A 12,950-nucleotide genomic window follows, 5' to 3' on the forward strand; every position below is an offset into this window, starting at 1 on the left:
TCAACACATGATGCCGCCCCGGAAACAACAAGTACTCGGTCACCCCGGCCAACCTTTCCTGCGTAGCATGCATCAGACAGAACATGATCCCAGGGGGAGGGACCGCGGTGACACGATGGGCTCTGGCAGCCGGCTGCCTCGCACTGATCCTCACCGGCTGCACGACGTCCGACCGGGCAACCGATCACACCGCACCGTCGGCCACTCCCAGTGCGGCGCCTACGGCGATGACGACGGTCCCTCGGGCGTCGACGACTCCCACGCCGGCCGAGTTCCGGTACACCGCGAACGACCTGCAGCTGGCGCTTCCGACGGCGTACGGGACGCACAAGCTGGAGAAGTCGCTCTACATCTATCCGCCCGCGCCGACCGCGACCTGGCGGCCGGATCCGCTGGCCGTCTGGAAGGTCGAACCGGCGATCTGCCGGGACGTCATCCGCTACCAGGGCGTCCCTGGTGTGCCCGGCGACTTCATCGCGCCGACCACACCTTCGGCCGTGGGCTTCGCTTCCCTCGGCCAGGGGGTCGGCCGTGAGCGCCCGTTCGTCAGCGTCAACGTCGTCGAGCTGGCCGGCGCGCTCGGCGACCGGCTCCTCGACCAGCGCCTACCGACCCCACCCGAATGCGCCCACATCCTGACCGACGGCAAGGCCCGCGCCTCGGTCGTCGAGCGCGCCCTACCCGGCTTCGGTGTCCGCGCCCGCTACATCGTCCGCACGTACCCGGTCGGCGCCCAGACCTACACCGAGCGCACCTTGCAGTACCGCACACCGACGTACGTCGTCCTCGTCCGCCTGGACGCCTTCATCAATCCCGAACAGCCCTTCCTCGCCTTCGCGACGAAGGCCCGGGACAGCCTGAAAACCCTGACCCCGATGAGCTAGAGCAGGTCCCAGGTGAGTGGGGTGCCGGCCTTGGTGGCTACCCGGAAGGGGCGGCCGTTGACTTGGTTGAACAAGTCGGGGGCGAGGCCGCCGGCGGGGCGGATGGAGCGGACGTTGTCGGGGGTGATGGCGTCGCCGGCTTGGACGTCTCGGGTGACGTAGAGGGAGCGGCGGAAGCGGAGGACGTTCTCTTCGGCTTGTTTGGGGCCGATGACTGGTTTGCCCAGTGAGAGTTGGGCGACGCGGGCGCTCTCGACGAGGAGCTCCAGTTCCCACGGTTCGAGCGAGAACGCGGAGTCGACGCCGCCGTCGACCCGCTTGAGCGTGACGTGCTTCTCGATCACCGTCGCGCCGAGCGCGACAGCAGCCACAGCAGCGCCGATGCCCATCGTGTGGTCCGACAGGCCGACCTGTACGCCGAGGGCGTCGCGCAGGACCGGGATGCCGCGCAGGTTCGACTGCTCGGGCGGGGCGGGGTAGCTCGCCGTACACGACAGCACGATGATCTGCTCGTTGCCGGTCGAGCGCGCGGCCCGGACCGCGGCGTCGATGTCGGTCAGCGTCGCGGAGCCGGTGGAGATGATGATCGGCTTCCCGGTCTCCGCCATCCCGCGGACCAGCGGAAGATCACCGATCTCGTTCGACGCGACCTTGTACGCCGGGACGTTCAGCTTCTCGAGGAAGTCGATCGCGGTCTGGTCGAACGCGGACGAGAACGCCACGAGCCCGAGCGACGTCGCCAGCTCGAAGATCGGCTCGTGCCAGGCCCACGGGGTGTGCGCCTCCTCGTACAGGTCGTACAGCCGCGCCTCGCTCCACAGCTCGTGCTCGACCGGCAGCCGGAACGCCGGCAGGTCGAGGTCGAGCGTCATCGTGTCCGCGGTGTACGTCTGCAGCTTCAGAGCCTGAGCGCCGGACTCAGCAACCGCCCGGACGATGTCGAGCGCCCGCGCCAGGTCTCCGTTGTGGTTCCCGGACATTTCGGCGATGACGAACGGCTGGTGATCCGGCCCGACCGGCACGCCGCCGATCTCGATGGTGCTCATTACTTCCCCTTGCGTCGATCCTGCTTGCGCAGGCTGATCGGTATCACGGTGAGTTCGCGCCCGTCGGCGTACCGGACCTCCGGCGTACCTTCGACGAAGCGGAAGCGCCGGTTCATCTGCCGGACCACAGCGTTGTGTTCGAGCACCTCGCCGGTGAGTACGTCGAGGCCGAGCTCGTCGAACGCGTACGCCGTGGCCTCGCGCATCACCTCGATCCACGCGGGCAAGGTCTCCCCGCGCTCGGCGAGCCCGTCGGCATCGAGGAAGAACCCCCACGCACCGGACGTGCCTTCGAGGTCGAAGAAGTTCACGACGCCGGCGGTCGCACCGTCCCGTTCGTAGACCAGGACACGGCGGCTGGGGTCCTTCGACGTCTTCGCCCACCACGCTGCGTGCTCGTCGGCGGTGATCTCGTGCGAGGTGATGCTCACGTCACGATTCGCCTGCTGGTTCCGCAGTCGCCGGATGATGTCGACATCGGCTTCAGTAGCGGTGCGCAGCATGTACCTAACCTAGCGCCATCTCAGTGAGCACTGTTCTTCAAGCGCCTTGATGTGTAAACATCTTTCGACTTCAGCTTGATCGACGGTCGGAGAGTGACATGAGAGTCTGGCGAGCGATGGGTGTCTTGGGCGTGACCGCAGGGCTGTTGCTGAGTGGGCTGACCGGTACGGCGTCCGCCGCGCAGACGCCCGCGGACCAGCAGAAGTGTGCGCCCAGCGCGACCACTCCGCTGCGGCAGTTCCGGGCGAGCTGGATCTCGACGGTGGTGAACATCGACTGGCCGTCGAAGACCGGGCTGAGCGCCGCGCAGCAGCAGGCCGAGCTGATCGGCTGGCTCGACGACGCAGTACGGCAGCACCACAACGCTGTCATCCTGCAGGTCCGCCCGACCGCGGACGCGTTCTGGCCGTCGAAGGTCGAGCCCTGGTCGCAGTACCTGACCGGAACCCAGGGCGGCGACCCCGGCTACGACCCGCTGGCGTTCGTGGTCGCCGAGGCGCACAAGCGGAACCTCGAGCTGCACGCGTGGTTCAACCCGTACCGGCTCTCGATGGGCACGGACATCAATGCGCTCATCCCGACGCACCCGGCGCGGCTGCACCCGGACTGGGTCGTCACGTACGGCGGGAAGCTCTACTACAACCCCGGCATCCCGGCCGCTCGCAAGCTCGTCGAGGACGCGATCATGGACGCGGTCTCGCGGTACGACATCGACGGCGTGCACTTCGACGACTACTTCTACCCGTACCCGGTGGCCGGCCAGACGTTCGACGACGCCGCGACCTTCGCGCAGTACGCCGACGGCTACACCGACCTGCAGGCCTGGCGGCGGCACAACATCGACCTGCTGATCCACGAGCTGACCGAGAAGATGCACGCGATCAAGCCGTGGATCAAGTTCGGCATCTCGCCGTTCGCGGTCTGGCGGAACAAGGCGACCGACCCGGAGGGCACCGACACCACGGCCGGCGTGCAGACGTACGACGACCTCGCGGCGGACACCCGCAAGTGGGTCCGCGAGGAGTGGATCGACTACATCGTCCCGCAGGTCTACTGGGCCGGCGGGTTCGCACCGGCCGACTACAACAAGATCGTCCCGTGGTGGGCCGACCAGGTCCGCGGTACGCACGTCCACCTCTACATCGGCGAGGCGACGTACAAGGTCGGTACGTCGACGCAGTCGCCGGACTGGTCGGACCCGCAGGAGTTGAGCGACCACCTGGCGTTCGACAGCGCGATCCCCGAGGTGAAGGGCAACATCTACTTCTCCGCGAAGGACGTCCGCGCGGATCGACTCGGCGCGACCACGCTGCTCAACAACACGTGGTACACCAAGCCGGCGCTGATCCCCGCGATGCCCGCACTCGACTCACGCCCGCCGCTTCCCGCACACGCGGTCCACGCCTCGCGCACTGCGAACGGCGTACAGCTCAAGTGGTCCCGCACGTCGAATGACACCACGTCGTACGCCATCTACCGCCGCGACCTCCTGGGCACCGACCACTGCCCCGACAACGACGCCCGCAACCTAATCGCCACCATCCGCGCCACCGGCCCCACCCAGTCCTACACCGACCCCACAGGCACCCCCGGCAAGCCCTACCTGTACACAGTCACAGCCCTGGACCGCCTAGCCAACCAAAGCCTCGCCATCCCCACGGTCTCGCTCCGCTGAGGTCTGCTAGCGGTAGTGTTCGCCGGCTGCCGAGCTTCTTTTTCAGGGGTTATCCACTCGTCTTGGGGGTTCTCCCGGCGCACACCACCAGAGAACCCCCAGCACCGATGGATGACCCCAGCCAGATTGCCGGGGGTCGGGCTGTCCGGTGCGTGACGCCGGACCGTTCGACGGATCCAGGATCAGGGGCTCTGGAGGCCCGGCGTGGTTGTTTGCTGCGTCGGGAGTGGGCCGGTGGGGAAGCTCGGTGTCTGCGTGGGTGTGCCGGTTGGTGATGGGGTTCTGGTGGGGAAAGGGGTTTCTGGGGGTGGGGGGTAGATCTGGTAGACGCGGACGGTGCCCAGCTGGAACCTGAGTTCGGTTAGCTTGTCGAGGTTCTTCGGGGGTGCGCTGACTCGTTCGTCGAGTAGCAGCCACTGCACGTCGTACTTCGTGCGTAGCGTCTCGATCAGTTGGCGGGTGGGGTTGCTGAACACCTCGTCGTTGATCTGCAGCTGCTCCTGGTCCGAGTACGGCCCCTGCACGCCGGCGGGATACGTGTCGTCGACGCGGGTCTGGTACGCCCACCCCTCGACCAGCACGCGCCGCTCGGCGTACCCGGCGATCCAGTACGAACCGGTCTGGCAGTGCGATGCCCGCGCCTGGTGGCAGTGCACGTTGGTGGCGATCCGGTCGTCCGACCCGGAGTTGCGCCGGATAAATCGCGCGGCCTCGATCCCGCCCGGCGCGATCGACTCGTACGACGTCAACGGCGGGCTGGCGAACTTACGTACGGACGCGATCGTCGGCGACACCGTCGTACCCACCAGCACTGCCACCGCGATGACAGCCCAGGTACGCCGGGAGCCGCGCAGCACCAGCCCGAATACGCCGATGCCGATCGCAGCGATCACCAGTGCGACAACGAGGCCCTGGCCGAAGCAGTTGCTCGACGTACACGACTTGTCCGAGCGGTAGCGACCCCAGTAGATGGCAGCGACACCGATCGCGAGTGCAACGGCCGCGATCCAGTACTGACGCCGCTCCAGCGACCCAAGCCCCCACGTCGCAAGCAGTACGCCGAACATGAATCCGGTCCGCACGAAGAACAGCTGCGTCTCGCCACGATCCGCCAACAGCGACGCACCCAGCACCGCCGCAACGAATCCGGCCAGCAGGAAGACCACCATCGGGTCGCGTGCCAACCGCCGCCTGATCAGCAACGCACCGACCACCGGCATGACCCACCCGACCACCACCACCGCAGCGATCACCGGGACCGCGGAGCCACCGCCCATCCGATCCGCCAGGCTGTCGAAGGTCGCCCCCGGATCGAACCGCACACTCGACGCCGCACCACGCAGTACGAAGAAGAACGTCAAGGCGTACGCCGCAGCGACGCCCGCGCCGAGCACGAGAGCGCGCAGATTGAGCCGACCGGCCCGGACCGTCAGATAGATCCACGCAACAGCCAGACCGGTCGCGTAGACAGGCAGTGCGGTCGCTTTCGTCAATGCCAGCGCGGCAATGAGCACACCGGCCGCGACGTAGAGCCGAAACAACTCACCGCGCGTCTTGGGCGACTGGCGCCGCAGAAGCAACGCAGTGACCGCGATCAGCGGCAGCAGCAACACTGTGGAGAACGCCTGCGGCGGATTGGTCAGCTGTCCAAGGGAAAACGGCCCGTCCGCGAACACGCGGTCGGACACCGCCCACGGCCAAGCAACCAGATCGCCTCCGGCCACGACGAGCCCCGCAGCGATCGGTGCGGCCACAGCACGACCAGTCAGCATCATCCCGACCGCGGCCGCACCCAGCACCGTCAGCAGGATCCAAGCGAACGGCACCATCCGGTGCGTCAGCACGTCGAGCGGCACACTCGTGATCCAGTGGACGGAGGCGATGTGGTCGTACGCCGTCCAGTGGCTCGTCAACCACCCGCCATCGGCGTACGGAACCCGCGGCGGGAAGTGGTGCGTCACTTCACCCGCCAGCGCGAGGTTGTGCGGTGCGTCCGAGTTCGGCCGCAGCGCCTCCGACCCGTCGAGCGGAACGAGCCGCGAGCCGACGCGTACGAACCACGCGGCCGCGACCCCGACCGCGACCATCGCACCGGCGATCGACCACCACGGCGTCGGCCGTTCGGGCAGCTTGCGTCGCGGCAACGCCCGCCACACCCCGAGCGCCAGCGCCGGCATCAGCAACGCCGCGAACGGCATCTTGAACAGCATGCCGATCGGATAGAGCAGCGCCTCGACGGCCATGCCGAACGCAGTACCGAGGACGATGTCGGCCGAGAACCACCCGACGCCGCCGGTCAGCCGGCGCCAGAACATCGTGCCCGGTACGACGATCACGACCAGCAGATAACCGAGGTACGCCGCGGGCATCCAGGGCGGATGTTCCTGCAGCGCCACGAACCAGGCCAGCGGCAGGACGGGCAGGCTCGCCAAGGCCGCGATCCGCTTGCCGCGTCCTGCGGCACGGCGCCTGCCCGCTCTGATCATCGCGCAAGTGTATGAGTCCGACGAGTCGCGTTCGTGGCCGGTGAGCCGTTTACCACCGTGAAGTTCGCATTTACACTCAGTAACCTCCCAGACCCGTCAGTCGCCGGGAGGTCCCGATGGTCAAACGGTTGACAGCCTGGGTGGTCGATGGTGACCCGCTAGGCTTCGGGACTATGAGTTCGGTGGCGCGGGGTCGGGTCAGGGAGATGATGGGTGAGGTGATGACGGCTCAGGGCCGGTCATTGCCGACCGACGACACAGCGGACCTCCGCGAGATCGGGTTCCGGTCGCTGGACTTCTCCGAGCTGGCCCTCCGGGTGGAGGACGAGCTCGGCGACGAGCTGAACTTCGATGCCCCTGGGCTGCGCCGGATCGCGACGGTCGGCGACGTACTGGACTTCATCGAGCACCTTCAGTCTGCGTGACGGCCGCCGTGACCAGCCGCCGCCGGACCACCGCCCTGATCGGTGACGACAACACTGTCGTCGTCGCCGGTAAGCGCCTGACCTGGCGGACGCTGCACAAGCTGCCGCAACTGCCGTCGCCCGCAGCAGTCCTGGTCGACAGCGGCGCCGACGCGCTCGCCGCGCTTCGCCACCACGCGGTCCACGGCACAGAGCTGCTGGTCGCCACTGAGTCCCGGGTGGACATGCGGATGCGGGAGGAGCTGGGCGAGTCCGGATTCGCGATCGTCCTGCCCAATGGGGAAGTCACGCCGGCGAAGCTGAAGCGCGTCGAGGAGTCTGGCCGCGCTTGGCTGCTCACGTCCGGTTCGACCGGCCGCCCGAAGCGCATCGGCCACACCCTCGAATCCCTGACCACGGTCACCGGGGACCAACCCCCGCGCACGTGGCTGCTGCCGTACTCGCCCGGGACGTACGCCTGGTGGCAGGTCGTCACGCTCTCGCTGACCCAGGCCGACCAGGGCCTGGTCGTGATCGAGCCCAGCGAGCTCGAGGAGTGGCCGGCGATCGCGGCCGAGCACGGCGTCACTGCCGCCTCGGGTACGCCGACGTTCTGGCGGCAGGCCATCTACCGCGACGCCGACGCGCTCGCCGCCGTACCGCTGGAGCAGATCACGCTCGGCGGCGAACCGGTCGACCAGGCGATCCTCGACCAGCTGCGCGAGATCTTCCCGAAGGCCCGGATCTCCTGGATCTACGCGTCCTCAGAGGTCGGCGCCTCGATCGTGGTGCACGACGGCAAGGCCGGGTTCCCCAAGTCCTGGCTGGACCGCGAGCCCGATCCGGAGCGTCCGATGCTGACTGTCCAGGGCGACGAGCTGGTGATCCGCTCGCCGCATCACGGCGCGGGCCTGGTCGGCGCCGTACACACCGGCGACCGGATCGAGTACGACGGCGACCGCGTGCTGATCACCGGGCGCCTGGACACCGACGAGATCAATGTCGGCGGATCGAAGGTGTCGGCGGGCGTGGTCCGCAACGTGCTGATGGGCCATCCGGGTGTCTCGTGGGCGCGGGTGTTCGCGCGCAAGGCACCGTTGGTCGGCCGGATGGTCGCGGCCGAGGTCGTCCCGAACCGTTCGCTCGGCCCGATCACGGACGCCGACCTGGTGCAGTGGTGCTCGACCCGGCTGCCCGACTACGGCGTACCCCGGAGGATCAAGTTCCTCGACGAGATTCCGCAGAAGGAAACCCTGAAGAGTGATGTCTGAAGTCAGTCTTGTCCCGCCGGCCTCGGTCGTGCTGGTGTCGGGCGGCTCGCGGGGCCTCGGCCTGGCGATCGTCACCGACCTGCTCGCGGCCGGGCTGAAGGTCGCCGCGTTCGCCCGGACCGTCACGCCCGAGCTGGCAGCGCTGAGCGAGAAGTACCCGGACCACCTGCACTTCGGCTCGGTCGACATCAATGACGCCGAAGCCGGTCAGGCCTTCGTCAAGCAGGTCGAGCAGGTCCTCGGGCCGATCGATGCCTTGGTCAACAATGCGGCGATCGGCCAGGACTCGTTGCACGTCCACACCTCGGCCGATCACCTGTCCGAGATCATCCGGACCAACTTGACGTCGCCGTTGATCCTGACCCGTTTCGTCCTGCGCCGGATGCTGGCGAAGGGCCTGAAGGGCCGGATCGTCAACATCACCTCGATCTGCGCGCAACGCGGCTATCCCGGCCTCGTGGCGTACTCGGCCACCAAGGGCGGCATGGACGCGGCCACCCGCTCACTCGCTCGTGAGCTCGGTGGCCGCATCCTCGCCAACTCGGTCGCGCCGGGCTTCTTCGCCTCGGAGATGTCCGCGGTCCTAGGTCAGACCCAGCTCGACCAGATCGTCCGCCGTACGCCGACCGGTCACCTGACCGAGCCGGAGGACGTGCTGCCGGTGGTCCGCATGCTCCTGCTGGAGAACACGAACATCAACGGTCAGGTGCTGGTCGTGGACGGCGCCGCCTCGATCTGAGTCAGGCTCTCGACCGGCTCCGGTTCGGTGCGGAACCAGTTCCACGGGCGGACGCTGATCACGATCATGGCCAGGCTCAGCCCGGCGTACACCAGCGAGCCGATGAAGGCTGCGTGGACGCCGTCGACCAGGACCTCCCGCGGGACGACCGAGGTCGAGTTGCGGCTCGCCGTACCGAAGATCGTGACCAGGATGCCGAGGCCGAGTGCGCCGCCGACCTGCTGGACCACGTTCAGCATGCCGGACGCAGCGCCCGAGTCCTCCGGTGCGACACCGGAGATGGCCCGGCCGACCAGCGGGATGAAGATCATCCCGGCGCCACCGCCGAACAGCAGCAGTGGACCGACCACGTCGTGCAGGTAGGTGCTGTGCGCGTCCAGCCGGGTCAGCCACACTGTGCCGAGTGCGACCAACGTCGATCCGGTCAGCATCAGCTTCGCACCGTCGATCCGGGCGACCAGCCGCGGTACGACGCGCGACGCGGTGAACAGCAGACCGGTCATCGGCAAGAAGGCCAGGCCGGCAGCCAGCGGGCTCAGCTCGAGCACGCCCTGCAGGTACTGGGTCAGGAAGAAGAACATCCCGAACATCGTCCCGACGACGAGCAGCATCGTCAGGTACGACGTCGACCGGGCGGCAGACTTGAACAGCCGCAACGGCACGATCGGGTGACTGACCCGGCGCTCGATCAGTACGAACGAGACCAGCAGCACCACGCCGACCGCGAAGGAGGCCAGCACCTCGGCCGACGTCCAGCCGGCCTCGGCGACCCGGATGAAGCCGTACACGAGTGAGGTGATGCCGAGCGTCGACGTGAGCGCACCGGCCACGTCGAACCGACCGGTCTCAGGCTCGGTCTCGGTCAGCACGCGTCGCGCGGCGAAGACGAGCGCGATGCCGATCGGGACGTTGACGAACAGGCCCCAGCGCCAGGACGCCCACTCGGTCAGCATGCCCCCGAGGACCAGGCCGACGCTGCCGCCACCGGACGAGACGAGGCTGTAGTAGCCGAGCGCCTTCATCCGCTCGGGACCTTCGCGGTACGTGAGCATGAGCAGCGTCAGCGCGGCCGGAGCGGCGATGGCGCCACCGATGCCCTGCAGCACGCGGGCGGCGAGCAGCAGCTCCGCGTTCGGCGCGAGACCGCCGAGCAGCGAGGCGAGCGTGAAGACACTGATACCGGTCATGAACACCCGGCGACGGCCGAGCAGGTCACCGGCGCGGGCGCCGAGCAGCAGGAGACCGCCGAACGCGAGTGCGTAGGCGTTCTGCACCCACGACAGGCTGGACGGGCTGAAGTGCAGGGCCTGCTGGATGTGCGGCATCGCGATGTTCACCACGGTGCCGTCGAGGATCACCATCAGCTGGGTGACCAGGATGACTGCGAGAACTACCCCCGGCCGCCGAGCGGGCGTGCCGGATCTGGCGCCGGCCGGCGCCGCGGCTGTTGCCGACATATTGCTCCTTACCCCGGAGGGGTTACAGTTGTGAGAGGAAAGCGGAGCGCTCCTCCGGATACGATACGGAGGCATCCTCCGCTTTGCAAGGGATATTCTGTGCGGACCTGTGCGAGGAGGTTGGATGGCGCCGCAACCGTTGCCGTGTGCGCGGCCGACCCGCGCGGACGCGGCCCGGAATTACGACCGCCTGGTGACCGCCGCCCGGGAGACCTTCGCCGAGCACGGCACCGACACCTCGCTGGAGGAGATCGCCCGCCGCGCCGGAGTCGGCATCGGCACTCTGTACCGCCGGTTCCCGAGCCGGACCGCGCTGCTCGAGGCGGTCTACGTCGAGGAGATCCAGTCCGTCTGCGACCGGGCGTACGACTTCGACCGTGAGTTGGAGCCGTTCGACGCGCTGGCCGCGTGGCTGCGCAGCTTCCTCGGGTACGGCCTGTCCAAGGGCACCCTGGCCAGTGAGCTTACGGTTGCCCTAGGCAAAGACTCGCCGTTCTTCAAGGCCTGCAAGATGAACGTGCAGGATGCTGGCAATCTCCTGCTGGACAAGGCGAAAGCGGCCGGCGAGGTGCGGTCGGAGCTCGAATTGGCGGACGTGATGCGGCTGGTCGGCGGCATCAACATGGGCCGCGACATCGAGCCCGAGCAGGCCAACCGCCTGCTCGACATCGTGCTGTGTGGGCTCAGGCCCGCTGCTCCCGCAGCCGCGCCAGCGAAGGGTTAGCCGCGTCCCGCTCGGTGTAGCTGAGCTCCTGGACCGGCCACTCGATCCCCAGCTCCGGATCGAAGAGATCCACGGCGACTCGCTCCGGCGACCAGTGCTCATTCACCAGGAAGTTGTACGTCGTGTGCGGCGTCACCGTGCAGAACGAATTCCCGACGTCACGCGGCACATACAACGCCTGCTCGGGACCGAGCTCGAACGTCTCCACCCGGCCGAAGGTCTCGTTGTCCCGCAGGTCGACGATCGCCGCGAACACCCGGCCCGACGAAGGCGACATGTACTTGTCCCACGGCTCGGCATGGATACCGCGGACGATCCCGGCTTCGGCGAAGTACGCGACGTTGTGCTGTACGACGTCCATCCCGAGCCCGGCCAGCTTCTCGCGGTGGAAGTTCTCCTTGAACCACCCGTCGTCGTTGGGCTTCACATCCAGCGCGATCCGCAGTACTCCGGGGATCGTGGTCTCCTCGACCTTCACCGGCGCACCTGCCGGCGGGCATCGAGCTGGGCCTGGTCGGCGGCGGTCAGGCCCGCGTGCCAGCCGGCGCCGTTGGTGATGCGCGTCCGGCGGGTCGTCGTGTTCGGGAACAGTTGCGCGAACAACGCGTCCACCTGCTCCTCCCGCTTGGCCAGCACCGGCAGCAGCCGACCTGCATCGGCTTCCGGCACGGCGGCCTGGGTCGCGGCGGCGGTCTGCTCCAACCGCTCGCCGATCCGCAACGCATACGCCATCAGGAACGACTGCCGGAACGACCGCGTCCTGGACTCACCCCGATGGCCGATGTGCTTGCCAGCAGCAATCATCGCGCGATTCGCCTGCACCAGCAGGGAGGTGCTGAGGATCTCGGTGTGCTGCAGATCCACCTCGGCGCCGACGATGGTGACGACGGCCAGGTCGTCGATCACGACCGTCCGGCACCGGTTCGCCGCGGCGACCGCGCCGACCAGCTGAGCCTTGGCGGACACATACGGCGTCTCGACCCACAGCCGCCGCGCAGCCGAGTCGTCCGGGATCTCCACGTCCGCCTCGACCAGCGCGCTGTCCAGCGAGAACTTGGCCATCAGCTCCTGCGCCTTCCCGGACAGCGCCTCCGCCTCATCCGGAAACTCGGTCGCCTCAGCCTTGGCGAGCAGCGCGCGAATCCGGGCCAGCATCTTCCCGTTCGCCGGCACGACGTGGTGCGCCTGGAGCACCGTCGTGCCAGGCAGGGGAAAGATCCGAGCCAGCACCGGGAGTGTTTGGAGGAAACCGGCCAGGGACAGCGCGTGGTGCAAAGTGAGGTAGCGGCCGACGCGGGCACCGGCCGCCCACGCGGTCAGGCTCAGTGCGGTGAAGGGCTGCGGCACGCCGAGGTCAGTCAGTTGTTCAAGCCAGCGTGAGTCGATCGTCGCGGCCTTGTAGCCCACGTGTTCGGCGGCTATCGCGGCCAGCAGCAGCGGCTCGACGCCTGGGTCCAGACTGCGGCGGCCGTGCTGGACGACATCGGCCGGCGCCCAGCCGCGCTCCCAGGTGGTGCGGAGGAGCCCGGTGAGGAAGGACTGCACGCAACGGTCCACCTGCGCCTGGTCGCGCTCGTCGTACGCGCCCAGGCGGGCCAGGTGTTCGTCGGCGCGATCGTCGCGCACCGCCACGACTGCGGCCGTGATCGGTAACAATCGCAGGATTTCCTCGTCACTCACGCCGTTGAGTCTGACACCCACCGAAGTTCCTGCCCAAACGGGAATCCGTTCCCTTGTGGATAACCCCAGTCACTCTGCAG

Annotated in this window: 12 protein-coding genes; 6 read left to right on the forward strand and 6 right to left on the reverse strand. The window is 68.0% G+C overall.

All coding sequences use genetic code 11. The annotated features are described in order from the left end of the window. The first annotated feature begins 107 nt into the window (after positions 1-107). Positions 108-884: a hypothetical protein gene (locus EV645_RS22570; RefSeq protein WP_130445946.1), complete on the forward strand. Its 777-nt coding sequence runs from the start codon at positions 108-110 to the stop codon at positions 882-884. On the opposite strand, the gene pseI is transcribed toward EV645_RS22570, so the two are convergent. Both pseI and EV645_RS22580 read right to left on the reverse strand, forming a co-directional pair. Further along, positions 881-1,930, reverse strand: coding sequence for a pseudaminic acid synthase (gene pseI / locus EV645_RS22575; protein WP_130445947.1), 1,050 nt, complete (start codon positions 1,928-1,930; stop codon positions 881-883). The two genes, EV645_RS22570 and pseI, sit on opposite strands and share 4 nt — an antisense overlap. Further along, entirely contained in the window at positions 1,930-2,433 is a 504-nt protein-coding gene (locus EV645_RS22580; RefSeq protein ID WP_130445948.1) for a GNAT family N-acetyltransferase, read from the reverse strand. The genes pseI and EV645_RS22580 overlap by 1 nt, the downstream gene beginning before the upstream one ends. 98 nt (positions 2,434-2,531) lie before the next feature. On the opposite strand from EV645_RS22580, the gene EV645_RS22585 reads away from it, so the two are divergent. Then, positions 2,532-4,109: a glycoside hydrolase family 10-like protein gene (locus EV645_RS22585; protein ID WP_130445949.1), complete on the forward strand. Its 1,578-nt coding sequence runs from the start codon at positions 2,532-2,534 to the stop codon at positions 4,107-4,109. 182 nt (positions 4,110-4,291) lie between these two features. On the opposite strand, the gene EV645_RS22590 is transcribed toward EV645_RS22585, so the two are convergent. Continuing rightward, the gene (locus EV645_RS22590; RefSeq protein ID WP_198681785.1) at positions 4,292-6,595 is read right to left on the reverse strand and encodes a hypothetical protein; all 2,304 of its coding nucleotides are present in this window, start codon (positions 6,593-6,595) and stop codon (positions 4,292-4,294) included. 173 nt (positions 6,596-6,768) lie between these two features. Between EV645_RS22590 and EV645_RS22595 the strand changes: the two genes are divergently transcribed. The 3 genes from EV645_RS22595 to EV645_RS22605 are packed head-to-tail and all read left to right on the forward strand — an operon-like array spanning position 6,769 to position 9,009. Further along, positions 6,769-7,020 (forward strand): phosphopantetheine-binding protein, encoded by a 252-nt coding sequence (locus EV645_RS22595; RefSeq protein WP_130445950.1) that lies wholly within the window; start codon positions 6,769-6,771, stop codon positions 7,018-7,020. Beyond that, complete coding sequence (locus EV645_RS22600; RefSeq protein ID WP_242000576.1) at positions 7,017-8,270, forward strand: AMP-binding protein; 1,254 nt, start codon at positions 7,017-7,019, stop codon at positions 8,268-8,270. The genes EV645_RS22595 and EV645_RS22600 overlap by 4 nt, the downstream gene beginning before the upstream one ends. Further along, entirely contained in the window at positions 8,263-9,009 is a 747-nt protein-coding gene (locus EV645_RS22605; protein ID WP_130445951.1) for an SDR family NAD(P)-dependent oxidoreductase, read from the forward strand. Before EV645_RS22600 ends, EV645_RS22605 begins: the two co-directional genes overlap by 8 nt. Here the strand turns inward: EV645_RS22605 and EV645_RS22610 are convergent. Further along, positions 8,973-10,466 carry an MFS transporter gene (locus tag EV645_RS22610; protein WP_130445952.1) on the reverse strand — a complete coding sequence of 498 codons (1,494 nt, stop codon included), beginning with the start codon at positions 10,464-10,466 and terminating at the stop codon, positions 8,973-8,975. The genes EV645_RS22605 and EV645_RS22610 overlap by 37 nt on opposite strands. 124 nt (positions 10,467-10,590) lie before the next feature. Here EV645_RS22610 and EV645_RS22615 point away from each other — a divergent pair, with 124 nt between their 5' ends. Next, a complete protein-coding gene (locus EV645_RS22615) occupies positions 10,591-11,190 on the forward strand; it encodes a TetR/AcrR family transcriptional regulator (RefSeq protein ID WP_130445953.1) in 600 nt (199 codons plus the stop codon). On the opposite strand, the gene EV645_RS22620 is transcribed toward EV645_RS22615, so the two are convergent. Then, positions 11,150-11,668 carry a dTDP-4-dehydrorhamnose 3,5-epimerase family protein gene (locus tag EV645_RS22620; protein WP_130445954.1) on the reverse strand — a complete coding sequence of 173 codons (519 nt, stop codon included), beginning with the start codon at positions 11,666-11,668 and terminating at the stop codon, positions 11,150-11,152. The two genes, EV645_RS22615 and EV645_RS22620, sit on opposite strands and share 41 nt — an antisense overlap. After that, positions 11,665-12,870: a DUF2786 domain-containing protein gene (locus tag EV645_RS22625; RefSeq protein ID WP_242000577.1), complete on the reverse strand. Its 1,206-nt coding sequence runs from the start codon at positions 12,868-12,870 to the stop codon at positions 11,665-11,667. The genes EV645_RS22620 and EV645_RS22625 overlap by 4 nt, the downstream gene beginning before the upstream one ends. Between the last annotated feature and the right edge of the window lie 80 nt (positions 12,871-12,950).

The sequence above is a fragment of the Kribbella rubisoli genome (genome assembly GCF_004217145.1).
Lineage (GTDB): Bacteria > Actinomycetota > Actinomycetes > Propionibacteriales > Kribbellaceae > Kribbella > Kribbella rubisoli.

What these genes read in the sequence shown, in the direction of transcription:
- EV645_RS22585 (WP_130445949.1), top strand. Translation starts at nt 2,532, where the DNA reads ATGAGAGTCTGGCGAGCGATGGGTGTCTTGGGCGTGACCGCAGGGCTG.
- EV645_RS22595 (WP_130445950.1), top strand. Translation starts at nt 6,769, where the DNA reads ATGAGTTCGGTGGCGCGGGGTCGGGTCAGGGAGATGATGGGTGAGGTG.
- pseI (WP_130445947.1), bottom strand. Translation starts at nt 1,930, where the DNA reads ATGAGCACCATCGAGATCGGCGGCGTGCCGGTCGGGCCGGATCACCAG.
- EV645_RS22605 (WP_130445951.1), top strand. Translation starts at nt 8,263, where the DNA reads ATGTCTGAAGTCAGTCTTGTCCCGCCGGCCTCGGTCGTGCTGGTGTCG.
- EV645_RS22615 (WP_130445953.1), top strand. Translation starts at nt 10,591, where the DNA reads ATGGCGCCGCAACCGTTGCCGTGTGCGCGGCCGACCCGCGCGGACGCG.
- EV645_RS22590 (WP_198681785.1), bottom strand. Translation starts at nt 6,595, where the DNA reads ATGATCAGAGCGGGCAGGCGCCGTGCCGCAGGACGCGGCAAGCGGATC.
- EV645_RS22610 (WP_130445952.1), bottom strand. Translation starts at nt 10,466, where the DNA reads ATGTCGGCAACAGCCGCGGCGCCGGCCGGCGCCAGATCCGGCACGCCC.
- EV645_RS22580 (WP_130445948.1), bottom strand. Translation starts at nt 2,433, where the DNA reads ATGCTGCGCACCGCTACTGAAGCCGATGTCGACATCATCCGGCGACTG.